Source organism: Williamsia sp. Y712 (assembly GCF_059445525.1).
Genome location: NZ_JCAIUN010000001.1, coordinates 520,985 through 541,831, shown reverse-complemented (window position 1 = coordinate 541,831; position 20,847 = coordinate 520,985). Strand labels below are relative to the sequence as shown.

The 20,847-nt window shown below is 62.4% G+C and carries 16 protein-coding genes; 13 read left to right on the top strand and 3 right to left on the bottom strand.

From position 1 onward, the window contains the following. Positions 1-26: 26 nt before the first annotated feature. From AC1D75_RS02655 to AC1D75_RS02635, 5 genes are all read left to right on the top strand, one after another. Complete coding sequence (locus AC1D75_RS02655) at positions 27-368, top strand: hypothetical protein (RefSeq protein ID WP_495513769.1); 342 nt, start codon at positions 27-29, stop codon at positions 366-368. Then, entirely contained in the window at positions 368-2,680 is a 2,313-nt protein-coding gene (locus AC1D75_RS02650; protein WP_495513768.1) for a TPR repeat domain-containing protein, read from the top strand. The genes AC1D75_RS02655 and AC1D75_RS02650 overlap by 1 nt, the downstream gene beginning before the upstream one ends. Positions 2,681-2,768: 88 nt before the next feature. Continuing rightward, positions 2,769-3,479: a hypothetical protein gene (locus AC1D75_RS02645; protein ID WP_495513767.1), complete on the top strand. Its 711-nt coding sequence runs from the start codon at positions 2,769-2,771 to the stop codon at positions 3,477-3,479. Positions 3,480-3,781: 302 nt separating this feature from the next. Next, positions 3,782-4,408: a hypothetical protein gene (locus AC1D75_RS02640; RefSeq protein ID WP_495513766.1), complete on the top strand. Its 627-nt coding sequence runs from the start codon at positions 3,782-3,784 to the stop codon at positions 4,406-4,408. A 217-nt stretch (positions 4,409-4,625) separates the two neighbouring features. Continuing rightward, a complete protein-coding gene (locus AC1D75_RS02635; RefSeq protein ID WP_495513765.1) occupies positions 4,626-5,837 on the top strand; it encodes an HNH endonuclease in 1,212 nt (403 codons plus the stop codon). 182 nt (positions 5,838-6,019) lie between these two features. Here the strand turns inward: AC1D75_RS02635 and AC1D75_RS02630 are convergent, their stop codons facing one another. Further along, positions 6,020-6,973: an alpha/beta hydrolase family protein gene (locus tag AC1D75_RS02630; protein WP_495513764.1), complete on the bottom strand. Its 954-nt coding sequence runs from the start codon at positions 6,971-6,973 to the stop codon at positions 6,020-6,022. A gap of 176 nt (positions 6,974-7,149) precedes the next feature. On the opposite strand from AC1D75_RS02630, the gene AC1D75_RS02625 reads away from it, so the two are divergent. The 8 genes from AC1D75_RS02625 (at position 7,150) to AC1D75_RS02590 (ending at position 18,460) form a co-directional block, all read left to right on the top strand. Then, positions 7,150-8,073: an ABC transporter ATP-binding protein gene (locus AC1D75_RS02625; protein WP_495513763.1), complete on the top strand. Its 924-nt coding sequence runs from the start codon at positions 7,150-7,152 to the stop codon at positions 8,071-8,073. Next, positions 8,070-8,858, top strand: a complete 789-nt coding sequence (locus tag AC1D75_RS02620) for an ABC transporter permease (RefSeq protein ID WP_495513762.1) — start codon at positions 8,070-8,072, stop codon at positions 8,856-8,858. Before AC1D75_RS02625 ends, AC1D75_RS02620 begins: the two co-directional genes overlap by 4 nt. Positions 8,859-8,909: 51 nt before the next feature. Next, positions 8,910-9,206: a putative quinol monooxygenase gene (locus AC1D75_RS02615; RefSeq protein WP_482136657.1), complete on the top strand. Its 297-nt coding sequence runs from the start codon at positions 8,910-8,912 to the stop codon at positions 9,204-9,206. Positions 9,207-9,313: 107 nt separating this feature from the next. Then, positions 9,314-10,444, top strand: a complete 1,131-nt coding sequence (locus tag AC1D75_RS02610; protein WP_495513761.1) for a sensor histidine kinase — start codon at positions 9,314-9,316, stop codon at positions 10,442-10,444. After that, complete coding sequence (locus tag AC1D75_RS02605) at positions 10,441-11,052, top strand: response regulator transcription factor (RefSeq protein WP_495513760.1); 612 nt, start codon at positions 10,441-10,443, stop codon at positions 11,050-11,052. The genes AC1D75_RS02610 and AC1D75_RS02605 overlap by 4 nt, the downstream gene beginning before the upstream one ends. A 355-nt stretch (positions 11,053-11,407) precedes the next feature. Next, positions 11,408-15,991: a glutamate synthase large subunit gene (gene gltB, locus AC1D75_RS02600; protein WP_495513759.1), complete on the top strand. Its 4,584-nt coding sequence runs from the start codon at positions 11,408-11,410 to the stop codon at positions 15,989-15,991. After that, complete coding sequence (locus tag AC1D75_RS02595; RefSeq protein WP_495513758.1) at positions 15,984-17,450, top strand: glutamate synthase subunit beta; 1,467 nt, start codon at positions 15,984-15,986, stop codon at positions 17,448-17,450. The genes gltB and AC1D75_RS02595 overlap by 8 nt, the downstream gene beginning before the upstream one ends. Positions 17,451-17,551: 101 nt before the next feature. Further along, positions 17,552-18,460 (top strand): cutinase family protein, encoded by a 909-nt coding sequence (locus tag AC1D75_RS02590; RefSeq protein ID WP_495513757.1) that lies wholly within the window; start codon positions 17,552-17,554, stop codon positions 18,458-18,460. A gap of 438 nt (positions 18,461-18,898) precedes the next feature. On the opposite strand, the gene AC1D75_RS02585 is transcribed toward AC1D75_RS02590, so the two are convergent. Together AC1D75_RS02585 and AC1D75_RS02580 are read right to left on the bottom strand one after the other, a co-directional pair. Continuing rightward, positions 18,899-19,747 (bottom strand): alpha/beta fold hydrolase, encoded by an 849-nt coding sequence (locus AC1D75_RS02585; RefSeq protein ID WP_495513756.1) that lies wholly within the window; start codon positions 19,745-19,747, stop codon positions 18,899-18,901. Between the two features lie 30 nt (positions 19,748-19,777). Beyond that, positions 19,778-20,809 (bottom strand): hypothetical protein, encoded by a 1,032-nt coding sequence (locus AC1D75_RS02580; RefSeq protein WP_495513755.1) that lies wholly within the window; start codon positions 20,807-20,809, stop codon positions 19,778-19,780. Between the last annotated feature and the right edge of the window lie 38 nt (positions 20,810-20,847).

The following is a 20,847-nucleotide window of genomic DNA, read 5'->3' as shown; positions in this document are numbered from 1 at the left end:
GTCTGGCCTGCAGTGGGGGTATTGAGATGAGCAATTTTCAGGCTGATGTCGACGAGTTGGTACGGCTTGGCGGGGTCTTGCATGGACTGGCGGCGGAAGCGGCCGCCTTGCGGGTCGGACCGGCCGCCGGCCCGTATTCGTCTGTTCAAGGAGGAATCCTGGCATCGGTCACCGAAGCATCCTCGATCTCGGGTGATCTGATCGATGGTGCACTCGTGCCTGCCCTGGACGAACGTCTGGGCGAGACCGGGGACGTGATGATCAACGTCGCTGCCCAGTTCCGAGCCGTAGACGAACAGGCGGCAGCCAATCTCGCGTCGACATTCACTGCAGCAACCGGTGACTGGAACCCGGAGGAACCCGTCTGATGGTGACCAGATCACAACTGGCGGCGTTCAACCCGGCGACGCTGACCAGCATTGCTGATGCCTGGACCGCGTTGGGTGTCAGTGCAGAAGCCTTGTTCGAGCGGTATCAGGCCGGCGTTACGAGAGCGGGCGAAGTCTATTGGGAGGGTACGACCGCTGAAGCCGTTCAGGCTCGCGCAACCGCGGATAAGACCGCCGTCGGAACGGTCGCGGATGCGCTCGACGCGGTGGCGACGACGGCGCGGCAGGGCTTCTACGAGATCGATGCACCGTTGCAGCGCGCCAGGGCCGCCATTCTGGCCGCAGAGACCGACGGGTTCACAGTCTCGGAATCTCTGGTGATCACCGACAGTGAGTCCGATCCTGACGATGACCGGGTCGCCCTGCTCGCTGAACGTGCACGGGAGTTGAACGACGCCGTCACCGCGACCGTCAATGCCGATGAGTCCGTCAAGGGGCAGTTGTCCGGCGCGCGTGAAGGACTCACGGCGACGTTCACCTCGGCCGCCACCTCGGGCGGGGGACAGGGTCGGGTTGACGGTCGGGCCCTGGCCAACGACCCCTCCGCGTTGACTCCGGAGCAACTGCGGCGCATCCAAGAAAGCGCGCACCTGACTGACGCGCAACTCGATGCACTCGCTCGCGGCGAAACCGCTGCCATCCCGGCATCGCAGATGGAGTACCTGAATCAGCTGAGTACGGCGCTGGACGGCAAGTCACCGGAGGAGATTCAAGACCTGCTTTCGAAGTTGTCGCCGGGTAACCAAGCAGCAGTGGCCAATTCGCTGCAGATTCTGTCGAACGAGAAGGTGACCGCCTCAGTGCGCGGCGATGTGGAGGTTCCGACCAACGGTGGACTCGACTGGTTGCCGACTGGGATGAAGGAATCACTGACCCGAGATGATCTGACGGTCATCGGCTTTGAGACCGTCGGAAGCAGCGTGCTACCGAGCGTGGCTCTGAATGGCGTCGCCGACAACAAGGCGATCGCCGGAATCGTTGCGAAGGGCGACGGTAGGTATCAGAGCGGCACCGCGCTCGACAGCGCACTGCTCGACGTCGGGCGACAGTACCTGGATGCACAGGTTGCGCACGAGCAGAGTCCGAACAGCAAGTTCGAGTACTTCACCGTGGATGGACGTGGCACTCAGGACATGGCGATCACCGAAGAAATCTTCAGCGCGGTGGGCGGCGACAAGATTGCTGTCGCAGCGGCAGTGGATGATTCGGGCAATGGTGGTGACTTTGTGAAGGATGTGCTTGCGCACAACTGGACTGACGATGGCAAGGCAGCGTCGACGCTCTTTCAGTTCAACGAAGGCGACGCGACGATTGAAGACCATGCCAATGCGAACGATGTTGCGACAGCGACCCGTACAGGAAATATCATGGAAGCCGTTGCCCGTGCAGCCAGCACTGATGCGGCTTGGGAGTACCTGAGGAACGTGCCAGGTGCCGACCAACAATCGGCTGGACAACTCAACCCTGAACTAATGCAAACAGTTGCCAGCAGTATGAGCCCCTACGTGGGAATTATGGCGGGTGGTGGCAGCGACATTGTCGACGGCTTTGACCCGGGGGGATGGTCAGACCCTGATGGGAATCTGAACTTCTTCGGCTCGGCAAATGTGTTCGCTTTGATGAACACGGATGCAGTGGCAGGGACCACGTTTACGCAAGCCGTAATCGGGGAGCAACTGGCGGCCGAAGGGCGATATGCATCCGACCCATCGTCACCCCTTGCGGAAGGAAATCTGTTGAAGGTTGGGGCCCTACTCGGTCTCACGGATAAAGGCATGCTTCTCGCGATGCAGGATCAGTATAACGACGAGGCCGCCCACGAGGAAGAAATATATGCACGGAAAGAAGGTGCATTCACAGGATTGATGGAAGTACTGTCCTTCGGGGTGGACAAGGTTCCCGGCGGGGAGTTTATAAATCTGGCGAAGGATGCGTCGGGTGACATTTTGCAGGAGGCAGTTATTGGCGCGGAGCCAGGCGATCCTAGAGAATCGGCCGTAAGCGGACCAAACTTCTCTCGTCAGGCGTACAACATACTGAATGTGACTCCCGACTTACCTCCCGAATTTAGACTCAAATACCGAGAGTTCTTCGATGGCCAAGGCAAGTTGATGAGCTGGGACGAGGTGGTTGACAGTGGACTGCCTGTGACTTCCGCGGCGGCGGGATACGACAGCATGCTCCAGGAAGTGTACAAAAGTGAGACTGTTGTCCAGAACATCCGGAACGGATACAGCGACGCAATACGCGACCACACAAAGAGTGACGACAAGGACTCCGATGGCGGTTAGTCGGGTTTGGCGGGTTGCAATCCTCACGGCGTGCAGTGCTTTGGCCGTGACGGCGTGTGGTGATGGGGCCGATTCCTCACCAACGTCGTTGAAGTCTGAGAGGTTTACAAACTTCACGCCACATATCTGGTCGGCGGAATCCGGTATCGATTTGTTTGGTCGCGGATCGGAGTTGATACGGGCGGCGAGTGAAGCCGGGTTCTATTGGCCCGCTATTGAAGAAATTGATGATTACTACCCGGGATTCATTTCGGCTTTGGTTCCGGAACAAGGCAACTTTGCTCGCACTCGTTGGGAGACTCGAGCGGAGTATCTGGACGCGCTCGACGAGACAATGTTCCTTCATATTGCGGACTATTCTGAGAGTGAATCGCGGGTGGCAGCGACGGTATGCCACTACACGCTTCACTCGACGCCGGGATCTAACGAGGTCGACCCCCCGAGCCGCGCATATCGGATCGTTTTGGAGAACGTAGGCGAGTCAAAGGGGACGCCGGGCGTGGTCGACCATGACGCGGCGCACGGTTCAGAGGAACAACAGACACCATCGTGGAATGTCTTCGGGTCGTGGAAGATCAGGCTGGGGCAGGTCTTCTTTGGTGGGACCAAGGAGGCTCCGACCAAAGATGGGTTCTTCATTCCGCAGGAGTGCCGAGATTGGTGGGCGGAGAGGTTTCCAGGATTGGCACCGTTGGAACCCGGATCCCCTTATCAGACACAACCACCGGGGTTTGTAGCGCCGGTGATGCCGGTGGGAGTGCAGTTTCCGGGCTGGATCGGGCCTTCGAACGTGGCGTAGTCGGTGAGGGCCCCGGGTTTGTTCCTGGGGAGGAGGCAATTCAGGGGGATGAAGTTGGGCAGAAATCGTGGCTGGCTGGTGAGCTTCGCCAGTGATCAGTAACCGAGAGCCAGGGGAGTCCGATGGTGGTTAGTCGGGTTTGGCGGTTAGCGACCCTCGCCGCGTGCGCAGTCCTGGGCGCGGCTGCATGTGGAGAACCGGATGTAGAGCGATTGTCGGCCGAGCCTGAATCATTCAGCAACTTCACGCCACATGTGTGGTCGGCGGAATCTGGTATCGATTTGTTTGGTCGTGGATCGGAGTTGATACGGGCGGCGAGTGAAGCGGGCTTCTACTGGCCTGCGATCGAAGAGATCGATGACTACTTCCCTGGTTTCACGGGCGCTCTGGCTCCTGGGCAGGAACCCTTCACACTCGCCCGTTGGGAGGACCGATCAGAGTATCTCGCTCCGATCGACGAAACGGTCTTCTTGCATATCGCCGACTACTCAGAAACGGACACAGTGATATCGGCGTCGGTCTGTAGTTACATGCTGCACTCGATTCCGGGGGTGGACGATGTAAATCCGCCGACCGGTGTGGATCGAATCGTGTTGGAGAACGTTGGCGGTTCAACGGGCGCGGCCGGTGTGGAAGATGTCGATCCGGATCGCGGAACCGAAGAGCAGCGGGCACCATCATGGAATGTGTTCGGGCCATCGATGATTCGGTTGGGTAAGCCGATCTTTGGCGGTACCGAAGAGGCGCCGCGGGACGACGGTCTCTTTGCTCCGCAGGAGTGCCGAGATTGGTGGGCGGAGAGATTTCCGGGACTGACGCACCCGGATCCTGATTCGCCGTATCAAGAACAGCGTCCCGGGTTTGTAGCGCCGGTGATGCCGGTGGGCGTTCAGTATCCGGGTTGGATCGGGCCTTCGAGCGTGGCGTAGGGGCTTGAGCCGCCAAACTCGCCCCGTAATGGTGTGGCACTCACAGGATCTCGTTCGGAATGTTCAGTACAGCCCGGGAAAATACTCCTTGCGAATGTATGTTCGATTGGGTACGGTGGAGTCAGTCGACCACAAGTACGACGTATCTGACGCCTTCCCCGCAGAGACACTTCGGTCGACGCCCCCGGTTTGTTCTCTCCTTGGAAGGTGCTGTGCTATGCGACTTCTCGAGATGGTCGACGATTTGGTTGACCTGGTCTTACCCGATGATGCAACTGCCACGCTGGGTATGGCGAAGGATCTGATCACCTTGCGCAATGCGGCCGAGCATCAGCTCGCGGTGTGTGCTGCGGTGATCGACGAGTCGGGAATGGCGCGTAAGGCTGGGTCGACAACAGCAAAGTTGTTGCAGGCCAACGGTGCTGCACCAGTATCGGCCTACCGCTGGTTACGCATCAGCGCAGGTTTGACGGGTCTGGATCGTACCACCGGCTATTCACGGGACGGGTTCCTGTCCTCCGAACACGTGGACGCGGTGGTCAAGGGCGTCGCCCATATCGTCGGCCGGTCCGAGGATCCGGTGACACCCGAACGGCAGGTTGGCTTTGAGCGGAAACTGCTGAACCACGCCATTTCCGGAGCCGCACCAGCTGAGATCGGTGCAGAGGCCCGCGCGCTGGGTAACGAGGTGGCCAGGGACACCGGTGGTCCACCACCGGCTGAGGACCGGTCGCTGAACAGTCTGGAGTATGCAGTCCGTGAGGGCCGCTGTGTCGGTTCGTTCGATGTTGATGCGGTGATCGGGGAAAAGTTGTTCTCCGCGTTGGACTTCTGGTCCAAAGCGCGCCCTGAACCTGATGGCTCGGATGACAATCGAAGCCCCACCCAACGCCGCGCAGATGCGCTGCACCAGTTATTGGATTGCGGCGGCGGGGGGCAAACACTGGTGTCGGCGCCGCGGACCGAGGTGATGGTCACCGTGCCCGCCGACCATCCCGAGGCTGCCTCGCTGCCCTGGATGGGTCCGGTCACCGAAGCCACCGCCGCAATGTTGGCCTGCGATTCATCGATTACCACGATCACCCTAGACGGACAGGAAGTCCCGGTCGATCTGAGTCCGCCGAAACGGTTGTTCAAGGGTTTGGTCCGCAAAGCGATCATCATTCGCGACACCTGCTGCATCAAGTGTGGTGCGAAGGCCGGTTGGTCGGACTGCCACCACATCGTGCACTTTGTCGACGGCGGCCTCACCACTCTGGAAAACGGGTGCCTGCTGTGCCGCACCTGCCACATGGCCGTTCACAACACCGACTGGGACGTCATCATGGGCACCGACGGACACCCGTGGATGATCCCACCCGCCGACATCGACCCACAGCGAAAACCTTTACCGGCCTACAACCGGCGAACCCTGACCCTCGCCGCCTGACCGACGATCATCCCGGATCCGCTGCCGCAACGAGATATTGGCAGCGGCCGACGAGCCATCTCCATCAGTCGCATCCGACCACGCGTCGGGACCGCGCACGAACTCTTGACAACTCCACAGTGTGAACGAGCATTGGTGCTGCCGTCCGGCGGCCGGGCGGCAGCACCAATACGCATCTTGATCTAGTCCGCGTATGACTCGTCGAGTTCAGCGATGGTCTTCTGTGACGAATCGGTGATGATGTCGAGGATGTTGCCGTACTCCGGTGAGTCGGAACTGACGATGGAAACGTGGTCTTCGCCCTTCAACAGGACCAGCTCGCCGATGCCGCGGCGGCGGTCGACCTCTTTGATGTACCGCTCCGACAGGATCGGTGGCACCAGGGTGTCGGCTGTGCCGTGGACCGCGATCACCGGCATGGTGACGTCGACGTTCTGGATGGGATCGACGGAGGCGTAACGATCGGGAACCTCTTGCGGTGTGCCGCCGAGGACGGTCACGATGCGGTCATTGCCGTGATTGGCGGCGTAGACCATGTCCAGCGGCCCGGCCAAGGAGACAACCCGCGTCGGACGGAATTTGGGACTGTGGCCGACCTCGTTGGCGTTCAGTTGGTTTCGGGTCCCTGCCCACATGGCCAACTGTGCGCCTGCGCTGTGGCCGACCACCAACTCATCATCGACGGTGATCTGTGGGAACTGCTTGTCGATTTCCGGTACGAAGTCGAGGGCGTTGGCGACGTCGGTGAAAGTGGTCGGCCAGCCACCTCCGGATCCGACGCGGCGGTACTCGATGTTGTAGACGGCCATACCGCGTTCGGCCAGGTCCAGCGCGTACGGACGCATGGTCTGCGCATCGAGCGCGGACTTCCATGAGCCCCCGTGGATCAGGACGACGAGCGGCGTCGAATCAGTCGTCTGCTCGCCGGCGGGCAAGTAGAGATCGCCCCAGTTCTGGTCGGGGTCGGCACTGGGGGAGGTGTCGTATGCGAGTCGGTGAACGGTGATCTCGCCGAGCGTTTCCGCGGTCGACGATGGTGTGGACACCGGGTTTGAATCCGTGTCGGAACACGCAACCGCCACGACGATCACACCGATGAATCCAATGGCACTGGCCACCGTTCTGGATAGCTTCATGTGAATAAGTAAATCGCGGCCGGCTGCGGGAGCTCTCATAAGGCTGGTGTTTTGTAATCGCTAACAACAATGAATTGATGTGGATCCGGGAGTGCCTCTCGCACAATGACATTTGTCATGTCGGATTCATGACATCGACAGTGTGATGACTGTGGTAATCAGTGCATGATCAATTCATGAGCACAACAGCGATTGAATTGCGTGGGCTGACAAAGTCCTTCGCCTCATCCGGCGGGCCGGTGCGGGCCGTCGATGGTGTTGATCTGCAGATCAATGCCGGGGAGGTGGTGGCGTTTCTCGGCCCGAATGGGGCGGGTAAGACGAGCACCATCGACATGATCCTCGGACTGTCCCAACCTCAGTCGGGAGATGTCAGCATCTTCGGGCTCAAACCGTCCGTCGCCGCCGGCAGCGGACGAATTGCCGCAGTGATGCAAACCGGCGGCCTCCTACCGGATTTCACGGTCTCCGAAACGGTCCGGGTGGTTGCTGCGTCCTTCGGTATCAGCTCATTCGGCCATGTCATGGAACGGGCGGGACTCACCGCCATCGCCGATCGCCAGGTCTCGAAATGTTCTGGCGGTGAGCAACAGCGGTTGAAGTTCGCGTTGGCGCTGTTGCCCGACCCGGATCTGATCGTCCTCGACGAGCCGACCGCCGGAATGGATGTCGAATCGCGCCGCAACTTCTGGGCGACCATGCGAGCCGACGCCAAGAACGGCCGGACCGTGGTGTTTGCGACCCATTATCTGGAAGAAGCCGACGACTTCGCCGACCGAATCGTGATGATGGCCCACGGCCGAATTGTTGCCGATGGTTCGGCTGCGAGCATCCGGGCACAGGCCAGCGGCCGCAGCGTTTCGGCAGTTCTCGGCGGCGACGATCTGGCCCGCACAGTGGCGAAGTTTCCTGAATTGGCCGACGTCTCTGATCGTGGGGGCCGAGTCTTCTTGCGTACGCAGGACTCTGACGAGCTCGCCCGGTATCTGCTCACCGAGACCGGGGCGCGTGATGTCGAGATCACCTCGCACAACCTCGAGGACGCCTTTGTCGCACTCACCAGTGAAGCCCCGCAGAACCTCGAGAGGATCAAACGATGACCACCCTTACTCCCCCCGCCGGCGGGCTCTTGCGTGGCTTCTCCCTCACCTACATAAGCCTTGACCTGCAGCGGATACTGCGGAATCGGCGTGCGCTGATCTTCACCATCGCGATTCCGACCCTGATGTATGTGATCTTCGGGGCCACCGCCAGCGACAGCGGTGACAAGATCGGCAGCGCGAACACCGCCGCCTACGTGCTGATCCATATGGCGGTGTACGGCGCGATCCTGGCCACCACGACCACCGCCGCATCTGTTGCAATCGAACAGCAGGCCGGTTGGACGCGAACACTGTTGATGACTCCGCTGACTCCGGCGTCCTACGTGCTGTCGAAGGTGGCTGTTGCCCTCACGGTGGCAGCGATGCCACTGGTGTTGTTGTCGGTGGTCGGCGTCTTCACCGGTGCCAAAGCGCCGGTGGGGCTGTGGATCCTTTCGATACTGCTCGGATGGCTCGGATCGGCGTTGTTTGCGGCCTTCGGACTGGCCGTCGGCTTTGCCTTGCGGAGCGATGCCGCAACTCAGGTGCTCGGTGGCGTGCTCACCCTGTTGGCCTTCGCGGGCAACCTGTTTGTCCCTCTCAAGGGCGCAATGCTGACGTTCTCGATGTTCACCCCGATGTTCGGAATCGGGACACTGGCGAACTATCCGCTCACCGGCGGCGAGACGGCGGACGGCGACCACATCTCATTGCTCGTGGTATTCGCCAACATCGTGGTGTGGGGCGCCATCTTCGGATACGCCGCAATTCACTACTACCGCAAAAGCACGACGCGACAATAGGTAAGTTCAGGTGGGCAACAACTACATCCATCAGAAAGCGGAGACATCGACATGTCATTGATCGCACTTCTCGATCTCAAGTTCAAGGCTGAATCCCTCGACGACGCCAGGACCGTGATGAAGCGGGTTCTCGCGGAAACCAGGGCATTCGAAGGATGCGAAGGTGTCGAGGTGCTGATCGATCAGGCCGACCCGGCTCACTTTCTGGCTGTTGAACGCTGGGCATCCGCCGAGCACGATGCGAAATACCGGGAGTTCCGGGCGGGCGAGGGCGCGATCACCGATCTCGGGCCGCTGCTGGCCGGCCGGCCGGCTCTGACCGTCTACCAGGCTGACAGCGATATCTGAACACTGTCGCTGGGCGCAAGATCTGGTGCCTCGGTGCGGGCGGTCTCATTGACCGTCCGCACCGAGGCGTTCAAACCACATCGATGTCGTCTCGGTAGGACTATCCGATGTCGAGACTGACGAATGACTGGTTCCGTGCCTGGCGCGACGGCCGTTGGCCCTTCGCGGCGGTGTGGTTGTTGTTTCTGGCCTACCCCATCGCGGAGACGGTGACGGCGACGTCTCTGAGTTTCTCCGTCCGGGTTTCTGGCCTCGTCGCATTGGGCGTCTTTGCGCTGGGCTATCTGTTGTCCTGCGTTTACCTGATCAACGATCTGGACCGGACCACCGGCAGTTGGCGCCGCGGGGCAATTGCCGGGTTCCTGTTACTCGCCGCCATCGCAGGCATGATGACGACCATCCTCCATGAGGAGGTCTTTGCGTTGGCGCCGTATCTGATGGCGTTGGCCTCCTTCGCCTTTCCGTTGCCGGTGGCAGTCGCGGTATGTGTGCTGCTGATGGGCGCCGCCGTGCTCGTGCCCGAGCTACTGGACGATTGGCAGATCGACACCGGAATCGTGTTGATGTTATTGGTGATCGGACCGGTGTTGCTGACGGTGCGGATGCTCCGAACCAGGGAAGAGTTGCGGGGAGAAGCCGCTGCGACTGCCCGCCGACTCGACGAACAACTCGCCATCATCGGGGAGAGGGAACGGGTGGCACGCGATGTACACGACATACTCGGTCATTCGCTGACCGTGTTGACAATCAAGGCCGAACTCGCAGGCCGGCTGGTCGATGTCGACAGTGCTGCCGCCAAAGTCGAGATCGCCGACCTGCACCGGATCTCCCGTGAGGCCCTTGCGGCGGTCCGGACAACGGTGGGTGGCTTGCGTTCTCCGGATCTCGATTCGGAATTGCTCTCGGCGCGTACAGCTTTGATGGCCGCGCAGATCATCCCTGAGCTCCCTTCGGACACATCGGTCGTGCGCGCCGAGAATCGCACCCTGTTTGCCTGGGCGCTGCGTGAGGCCATCACCAATGTCGTCCGGCATTCAAGTGCGTCGTCGTGCCGAGTCACGCTGTCGCCCAGCATGATCTGCGTGATCGATGACGGCGTCGGACAGGCCGGTGCCGGTATCGGGAACGGTCTACGCGGACTGCGCGAACGTGTCGAGGCGGTCGGTGGGCTATTGGTGCTGGAGGGCAGTGACGGTACAGCTGTCCGGGTCTCGGTCGAACAAGGAGACATGGTTTGAGTGAGATCAGGCTGCTGGTCGCCGACGATCAGGCGTTGGTGCGCGGCGCGCTGGCCGCGCTGCTGAACCTGGAGTCGGATCTGACCGTGGTCGCTCAGGTGGGTCGGGGCGACGAGGTGCTCGAGGCGGCCCGGACCCACGCCTGCGATGTCTGCCTGCTCGATATCGAGATGCCCGGGATGGACGGAATCGAGGTGGCGAGCATCCTTCGGCGGGAACTGCCGTCCGTCCGCACCCTGATCGTGACGACATTCGGCAGGCCCGGCTACCTGCGCCGAGCCGTTGAAGCAGGCGCCTCAGGGTTTGTTGTCAAAGACACCCCATCCGCGGACCTGGCCGATGCGGTACGTCGGGTCCATGCCGGACTCCGGGTTATCGACCCCACGCTCGCGACCGAGAGCCTGGCCACCGGAGGCAACCCGCTGACCGAACGGGAACAGGACGTGTTGCGGCTGGCGTTGACGGGTGCGCCCGTCATCGAGATCGCTGCCCAGGTGCACCTGTCGGCGGGAACAGTGCGCAATTACCTGTCCAGTGCGATCGGCAAGACGGGGACCGGCTCCAGGCTGCAGGCCGCGCGGATGGCCCAGAAGCACGGTTGGCTCTGAACGGAGATGCCCGGCCCGGTTGTGATGTAGCCGACAATCGGGGGTTCGGCAGCAGCGGGAATCGCTCGGCGGGAGCCGGCAGGGGCGATCTTTTACCGGGCGCGATTTCAATCCGGCGTGGGTGCCGTGAGAAAATAATTCGATGTTTGTTGCCGGGGTGATCCTCCGTGCAATGATCAGCGATCATCTGTGGTCAGCAACGGCGCTGGCTAGAGCATGTGGGACTTGGCCTACGGGCACGTAAGTGCAGGTGGAACAGTCTTTAGGTTTACCTTAACTGGTTTGCCCGTCCCACGTGCGTAACCACTGCTGAAACGGTGCGCTCCGACTGAGCGCGATGTTAAGGGCGAAAAGTATGAAGCACGCTCCCGGCCCGATTGGGCTCTACGACCCGCAGAACGAGCACGACTCCTGCGGTGTTGCCTTTGTTGTCGACATGCATGGTCGGCGTAGCCGCGACATCGTCGACAAGGCGATCTCGGCCCTGGTGAACCTCGAACATCGTGGCGCTGCCGGCGCCGAGCCGAACACCGGTGACGGTGCCGGGATCATGATCCAGGTTCCCGACCGCTTCTTCCGCGCGGTTGTCGACTTCGAACTGCCTGCCGAGGGCTCGTATGCCACCGGCATGGCCTTCCTGCCGCAGGGTTCGGCCGACGCCAAGACCGCTTGCGATGGTGTCGAGAAGATCGTGACGTCCGAGGGCCTGACCGTCCTGGGCTGGCGTGATGTTCCCATCGAAGAGGCTTCGCTTGGCGCGCTGGCGCGTGACGCCATGCCGACCTTCCGCCAGATCTTCATCGCGGGAGAGAGCGGCGACAACCTGGAGCGGCGCGCGTATGTGGTGCGCAAGCGGGTTGAGACCGAACTCGGCAGCAAGGGCGCCGGACAGGACGGACCCGGTCGCGAGACCGTCTACTTCCCAAGTCTTTCCGGCCGTACCTTCGTCTACAAGGGCATGCTGACCACCCCGCAGCTGCGTGGTTTCTACATCGACCTGCAAGACGATCGGGTCGAAAGCGCACTGGGCCTGGTCCATTCGCGCTTCTCCACCAACACGTTCCCGAGCTGGCCGCTGGCCCACCCCTTCCGTCGCGTTGCCCACAACGGTGAGATCAACACCGCAACCGGCAACGAGAACTGGATGCGGGCCCGCGAGGCGCTCATCGACACCAGCGTCTTCGGAGAAGGCACCGCGGAGAAGATCTTCCCCGTGGTCACCGAGGGTGCCTCCGACACCGCGCGCTTCGACGAGGTCCTCGAACTCCTGCACCTCGGCGGGCGCAGCCTGCCGCACGCGGTCCTGATGATGATCCCGGAAGCCTGGGAGCGTCACGAGTCGATGAAGCCGGAGCACCGGGCGTTCTACGAGTACCACTCGACTCTCATGGAGGCATGGGACGGACCGGCATCGGTCTGCTTCACCGACGGCACCCTGATCGGTGCGGTCCTCGACCGCAACGGCCTGCGCCCGAGCCGCATCTGGGTCACCAAAGACGGACTGGTCGTCATGGCCTCGGAGGTCGGTGTCCTCGACATCGACCACGGAGACGTGGTGCAGAAGCTGCGCCTGAAGCCGGGCCGGATGTTCCTGGTGGACACCGCCGCCGGCCGCATCGTCGACGATGCCGAGATCAAGGACGAGCTCGCCGCCGCGCACCCGTACCAGCAGTGGCTCGACGAGGGCATGAAGCACCTCGACGACCTGCCCGGTGAGCCGCACACCCACATGGCCCATGACCGGGTCAAGCTGCGTCAGCAGGTGTTCGGATACACCACCGAGGACATCAGCCTGCTCATCGAGCCGATGGCCCGCACCGGCGCCGAGGCGATCGGATCGATGGGCACCGACACGCCCATCGCCGTGCTCTCGAAGCGTTCGCGGATGCTGTTCGACTACTTCCAGCAGATGTTCGCGCAGGTCACCAACCCGCCGCTGGACGCGATCCGCGAAGAGGTCGTCACCAGCATCGGCGGCACGATCGGTCGTGAGGCCGATCTGCTGAACCCGGGTCCCGAGTCGTGCAAGCAGATCGTGCTGCCGCAGCCGATCCTCGACAACGACAACCTGGCCAAGCTGGTGCGTCTGGGCGAGGACGAGCGGTACGCCGACTACCGCAGTGTGCAGATCCGTGGCCTGTATCCGGTTGCCGAAGGTGGCGCCGGACTGCGTAAGGCCATCGATGATGTCCGCACACAGGTGTCCGCGGCGATCGCCGACGGCGCCCGTCTGGTTGTCCTCTCGGATCGCGAGTCCGACGAGACCCTCGCCCCGATTCCGTCGTTGCTGTTGGTCTCGGCTGTGCACCATCACCTGGTCCGGGAAAAGACCCGCACCCAGGTCGGCCTGCTGGTGGAGGCCGGTGACGCCCGCGAGGTGCATCACATGGCCGCGCTGGTCGGTTTCGGTGTGGCCGCGATCAACCCGTACATGGCGCTGGAGACCATCGAGGATCTCGCGCTGCGCGGTGTCCTGGGCGGGCTGGACTACAAGACGGCCCAGAAGAACTACATCAAGGCCGCAGGCAAGGGCGTCCTCAAGGTGATGTCGAAGATGGGCATCTCCACGTTGGCGTCGTACACCGGAGCCCAGCTGTTCCAGGTCATCGGCATCGACCAGGAAACCGTCGACGAGTACTTCACCGGGCTGCGGTCCCACCTCGGTGGCATCGGTCTCGATGAGATCGCCGGCGAGGTTGCCGTCCGCCATGCCGTGGCGTTCACCGACCGTCCCGAAGAGCGCGCACATCGCGAGCTCGAGGTCGGCGGCGAGTACCAGTGGCGTCGCGAAGGCGAATACCACCTGTTCAACCCGGACACCGTCTTCAAGCTGCAGCACTCCACCCGCACCGGCCAGTACTCGGTGTTCAAGGAGTACACGAAGCTCGTCGACGACCAGTCCAAGCAGATCGCTTCGCTGCGTGGTCTTTTCGACTTCAACTTCGGCGACCGTGATCCGATCCCGATCGATCGGGTCGAGCCGGCCAGCGAGATCGTCAAGCGCTTCTCGACCGGTGCGATGAGCTTCGGCTCCATCTCGGCCGAGGCGCACGAGACCCTCGCGATCGCGATGAACCGTCTCGGTGGTCGTTCCAACTCCGGCGAGGGCGGCGAGAACGTTCGTCGTTTCGAGCCGGACGAGAACGGCGACTGGCGTCGCAGTGCCATCAAGCAGGTCGCGTCGGGGCGTTTCGGCGTCAACTCGCACTACCTGACCAACTGCACCGACATCCAGATCAAGATGGCCCAGGGTGCGAAACCCGGTGAGGGCGGCCAGCTTCCGCCGCACAAGGTGTATCCGTGGGTCGCCGAGGTCCGGGGTTCGACCCCCGGTGTCGGCCTGATCTCGCCGCCGCCACACCACGACATCTATTCGATCGAGGATCTCGCTCAGCTGATCCACGACCTGAAGAACGCGAATCCGGAAGCTCGGATTCACGTGAAACTTGTGTCCGAGGTTGGCGTCGGAACGGTCGCCGCGGGTGTGTCGAAGGCACACGCCGACGTGGTGCTGATCTCCGGCCACGACGGCGGTACCGGAGCCACGCCACTGACATCCGAGAAGCATGCAGGCGGTCCCTGGGAACTCGGCCTTGCCGAAACCCAGCAGACGTTGCTGCTCAACGGACTTCGTGACCGCATCGTGGTGCAGGTCGACGGCCAGCTCAAGACCGGTCGCGACGTGGTTGTCGCTGCTCTGCTCGGTGGCGAGGAGTTCGGTTTCGCCACCGCACCATTGGTGGTTGCAGGCTGCGTGATGATGCGTGTCTGCCACCTCGACACCTGCCCCGTGGGTGTCGCGACGCAGAACCCATTGCTGCGCGAGCGGTTCACCGGCAAGCCCGAGTTCGTCGAGAACTTCTTCATGTACATCGCCGAAGAGGTCCGGGAACTGCTGGCTCGCCTGGGCTTCCGCACCCTGCAGGATGCTGTTGGCCAGGTGCAGATGCTCGACACCGCCAAGGCACTGGACCACTGGAAGTCGGCGAAGGCGGGCAAGCTCGACCTGTCGCCGATCCTGGTGCAGCCGGATTCGCCCTTCATGAACCAGGACCTGTACTGCTCCGGCAGCCAGGACCACGCGCTGGACAAGGCACTCGATCAGCAATTGATCGCCCAGGCCCGTTCCGCGATCGACAAGGGCGAGCGCGTGGCCTTCACGTCGAAGATCGCCAACGTCAACCGCACGGTCGGCACGATGCTCGGCCACGAGATCACCAAGAACTACGGTGCCAACGGACTGCCTGACGGCACCGTGATCATCGACTTCACGGGTTCGGCAGGCAACAGCTTCGGCGCGTTTGTGCCCAAGGGTGTGACGCTGCGGCTCAAGGGTGACGCCAACGACTTCGTCGGCAAGGGTCTGTCGGGTGGCCGCATCGTGGTCGCACCTGCAGACAATGCCCCCGAAGGCTTTGTGGCAGAAGAGAACATCATCGCGGGCAACGTGATCGGATTCGGCGCCACCGGCGGCGAGATCCTGCTTCGCGGAGTGGTCGGCGAACGATTCTGCGTACGTAACTCCGGTGTCACCGCGGTGGTCGAGGGTGTTGGCGACCACGGTTGTGAGTACATGACCGGTGGACGCGTGGTGGTCCTCGGATCGACCGGACGCAACTTCGCGGCCGGCATGTCCGGTGGTATCGCGTATGTCTACGACCCCGAAGGCGCATTGGCGGCGAATCTGAACACCGAACTCGTTCAGCCCGAACCGCTCGAAGCCGATGACCTCGAGTTCCTCGAGGGAATCGTGAACAAGCATCGAAACGAGACCGGTTCGCCGGTCGCACAGGCGATCCTGGACGACTGGGCAAACAAGGCCCAGAACTTCGTCAAGGTGATGCCACGTGATTACAAGCGTGTGTTGCTGGCCATCGCGGCAGCAGAGAAGGATGGACGCAGCGTGGACGAGGCAGTTATGGAGGCCGCACGTGGCTGATCAGCGAGGTTTCATCAAGCACCCGAAACGGGAACTGCCGCAGCGTCGGCCGGTACCGCTGCGCCTGATGGACTGGAAAGAGGTCTACGAGGATTTCGACAAGAACACCCTCAAGACCCAGGCCAGCCGTTGCATGGATTGCGGTATCCCGTTCTGCCACAACGGCTGCCCCTTGGCCAACCTCATTCCCGAGTGGAATGACCTGGTCTACAAGGATCGCTGGGCCGACGGCATCGACCGGTTGCACGCCACCAACAACTTCCCGGAGTTCACCGGGCGGCTGTGCCCGGCGCCATGTGAGGCGTCGTGCGTGCTGGGGATCAACCAGCCCGCAGTGACGATCAAGCAGGTCGAACTCGAGCTCATCGAGAATGCGTTCGACGAGAACTGGGTCGAGCCGGTGCTGCCGTCGAAGAAGACCGGCAAGTCGGTTGCGGTCGTCGGCTCGGGCCCGGCGGGCCTGGCTGCGGCACAGCAGCTCACCCGCGCCGGCCACGACGTCACCGTCTTCGAGCGGGCCGATCGGATCGGTGGCCTGCTGCGGTACGGCATCCCCGAGTTCAAGATGGAGAAGATCTTCATCGACCGCCGACTCCAGCAGATGGAGGCCGAGGGGACCACGTTCCGTACCGGTGTCAACGTCGGTGTCGACCTCACCGTCGATCAGCTGCGTGCCGATTTCGACTCGGTGATCCTCTGCAACGGCTCCACCGTGGGTCGCGATCTGCCGATCCCCGGACGCGAACTCTCCGGCATCCATCAGGCGATGGAGTTCCTGCCCTGGGCCAACCGGGTGCAGCAGGGCGACGACGTGCTCGATGCGGACGGTCAGCCGCCGATCACCGCAAAGGGCAAGAAGGTCATCATCATCGGCGGTGGCGACACCGGTGCCGACTGCCTCGGTACCTCGCTCCGTCAGGGCGCCGAGATCGTGCATCAGTTCGAGATCATGCCGCGTCCCCCGGAGGAGCGCGCAGATTCGACTCCGTGGCCGACCTACCCGCTCATGTTCCGCGTCTCGTCGGCACACGAAGAGGGCGGCGAGCGTGTCTTCTCCGTGAACACTGAGGAGTTCCTCGGTGAAGACGGACGGGTCACCGGGTTGAAGGCGCATGAGGTCGTGATGAACGCCGGACGCTTCGAGAAGGTCGAGGGCAGCGAGTTCGAGCTCGAGGCCGATCTGGTCCTGCTGGCCATGGGCTTTGTTGGTCCCGAGCGCGGCGACTTCCTCGACAAGCTCGGTGTTGCCTACAACGAGCGTGGAAACGTCAAGCGTGACAACAACTTCGAGTCGACCGTGCCCGGCGTGTTCGTGGCCGGAGATGCCGGACGCGGGCAGTCGCTGATCGTCTGGGCGATTGCTGAGGGACGGTCGGCAGCAGCTGCCGCCGACACGTACCTGACCGGTTCCTCGTTGCTGCCGACGCCGATCGAACCGACGCAGGCACCTCAGCGATAGGTGATGCGAAATCCTCTCGGGCCTGAGAGGATGTGCACGGGCGGGGAGCGATATCAGATCGTTACCATGCTTCGTGTTTTCGGATCAGCGGAGGAAACGGCATGCGGTTGCGTCGATGGGTCAGTGCGTTCGCGGCGGGGGTACTGGCAGCGGGAACGCTGACGGGACTGTCCACTCCGATTGCCGGGGCTGATCCCGAGGACTGCCCGGAGCTCTACGTGTTGGCAATCCCCGGAACCTGGGAGAAATCGGCTGACGCTCAGATCCGGGGGATGCTCGCGTATCCGACCACGGGTCTGGGTTCAGAAACGAGAACCCAGCTCGTCGGGTACAACGCCACCGCCTTCCCCTGGGAAGACGGCGGCAGCATCTACGGTGAGTCCAAGGCGCAGGCCGTGGCCAACGCCGAAGGTCTGGCGGTCGTGATGACCAATCGGTGCCCCGGCACCAAGGTCGCGCTGATCGGTTACAGCCAGGGCGCGGACGCGGCGGGCGATGTGGCCGCCGACATCGGCAGCGGGCGAGGCGTCATCTCGCCTGCCAAGTTCGCCGGTGCCGTCCTCATCTCTGATCCCCGAAGGTCGAAGCAGGACACGCTGATCGGGCCGAAGCTGAGCGGCGAGGGCAACGGCGGACCGCGACAGGGTGGATTCGGCTGGGTCAAGAACCGCACCTTCACCATCTGCGAGCCGAACGACCAGTACTGCAACGTGCCCCGCGACTACTACGTCTCCCGGATCATCGGCTACCTCGCCGAAACCAGTGATCCGAACCCGGATCAGGTTGCCCAGTACCAACTCGAAGCCGCGGCGATCGTCGGTGAATTGATCACCCGGGGTGGTCCGGGTGCACTCGTCGATGAACTGAGCAACGACAAGGCCCGAGCGCAGATCGTCGCCTTTGACAAGTTCCTGCAGTCGGGTTCCCACGGCAGCTATGCCGACTTCGAGGTGCAGCCCGGAGTGAGCGCACTGCAATGGGCACAGAACTTCCTCGCGGGTCTCGCCTAGCTCCAGGCAGTCCGCGCGTGTGGCTGTTGGGGCAGATGTGACTCGCCCGCGTGTTGTCCGAAGAATCGGAAGTTTGCCGGCGTAATGTGATCTACGCAACATTGTGGACCGCATTGAGGTGCTGACCTGCGAAGAGTAACGACGCAACCGGTCAACACGACACATGGCACAGACGAACGATGGAGACAGGCAAGCGTAATGGCAGGCCATATCCAGTATCGTGAATACTTTCCGCTGTAGTAAAACAGGATGTGATCAGTCGTGAAACTGGCGAACTCCCGCACCCGTCGCCGGACTCAAATTCTTGGGATGACCCCACACCTTTTCGGGACGAATGGACTGATTGCCCATCGTCGGCTGGCCCGGATGTATCCCGAAGACGGCGAGCGGCTGGCGACTTCGGCAGATCTTCGCCAGTTCAACCTCTGATCGTTCGGTTCAGCTCTTGATCACGCGGTCCGCGAACTCGGCGATCACCTCTGCGGTGACCCCGGGTTGCTGGACCACAAAGTAGTGTCGCGCCGGACTCAACGCCCGGTACTCGGCACCCAGCTGCGCCGCATACCGGCGCTGCTTCCATTCCCAATAGATCCTGACCGGGGTACGCCGACCCGAAACCGCTGACACGACCAGCGTCGGAGCGTGCAACTCGGCTGTCCGACGCAAACCGGTCAACTCGGAATTGAGTACCCCGAACGCGGTCTGCTCCACCAGTAGCGCACGGGGATAGTTCTTTCCGCCGAACACATCCGCGATCCAGGCCTTCTGTTCATCATCGAACCCGTCCGGCGCTCCGGGATATGTGGCGATCGCATGACCGACGACCCCGGCGGAGCGGGGCAGCGGCAGCTTGTTGATCACGGTCGCCGCCGTATGCGCGAACCGGTTGCTCAAACCCGGCGGCACCACCTGCAGCGGCACCACCACATACGAACCGTCGAGCATGATCACACCCGCGACCCGTTCGGGTCTGCTGCGCGCATATGCCTCGGCGTACAGCGACGCGAGCGAATGTCCGACCACCAGAACCGGCTCGATGATGCCGAGGGTGTCGAGGATTTGATCGATGCGTTCGACTTCGGCGGCGAGTGACGGGACCTCGCCTTCGGGCAACGGCTCGGAGTAGCCGTAACCCGGACGGTCGTAGCGGATGATCGTCCACCGATCGTTGAGCAGGTCGGTCGTCTGATCGAAGTCGAACCAGTTGCCGCCCAACGCCGCCAGATACAACAGCGGTGGGCCCTGGCCATCGACCACCACATGGGTCCTCAGGCCGGCAATGGTCATAAAACTCCCGGGTGGCTGCACTCGGCCAGCTTAGGTGGCGACGGTCTTGCTTGTCCGTCGCGCTGAACCCGTGAGCCCGGCGATCACGAAGAGAACCACCAGAGAGGCCAAGGCCCCGTATCCGATTGCCTTGGCGGTGGTCACCGCAGAGGCTTCGATGGCAGGTCCGGGCTGATCGGGTTCAGCGACCTCGGGCTCATCGACCGTCAGCGACTCGGTTGCTCGTTTCAGGTCGTCACCGATCGAGGTGAGGACGCCGCCGAGCTGGTCCACACCTCCGGTCACCTGCTCGGCGGCAGCAACTGCGTCGGTTCGGGCGTCGGCCAGCGTTGTCAGACCGTCGCGGAGTTCGACCGCCGACGTGTGTGCCGAAGAGATGGCGCTGTTGGCCGATGCCGCCGATGTTTTCACCGAGGTACCGAGATCTTTCAGGGAGGTCTGCAACCCCGCCACCGAATCGAGATCAGCCGATAGGGCTCGCGCCGATGTCTGCATCGCCAGCAAACTGTCCCGGGTTTCCTTGGCTCCAGGTGCCTGGACCGTGTTCAGTGTGGTCAGCAGCGGGGTGATGATCTGGTCGAATTGCGTGGCGACCGCAGACAGATTCTGAACCTCGCCAACGGCGTTGCCTGCCGAGGTGGTCGCTGTCGCGATCTGATCGGCCGCGACCGTCAGATCGGGAGCAGTGCCGAGCGCCTGCACGAGTTGATCGGCGCCGAGTCTCGCAGTGTCGATGGAATCGAATATCTGGCGGGCGCTCGAGGTCACCGTGCTGATTCCAGAGGAGGCGCTGGTTGCTGCGCCAGACAGAAATCCGAACAGCAGCTGTGCTTCCTGCAGCGAGGTCCGCGCCGAATCGACCTTCTCCGTTTCGACGTTCCCCGAGTCGGGTCCGGTGGGCGGGGCCGTCGGCGCCGGGGTGTACATCATGGCGAAAATCAGTGTGCCGGTGCAGATGCCGATCAGGACGACCGTCAGGAATATGGGGGCGGACCCGAAAAGCCGGGTGGTCCAGCGTGAACCGGTTCGCCACAGCCGGACAAGAGGGTCTGGGAGGTGCAACGGTCGTCCTTGTCGTCGGCGTGGTACCTGCGGCACCG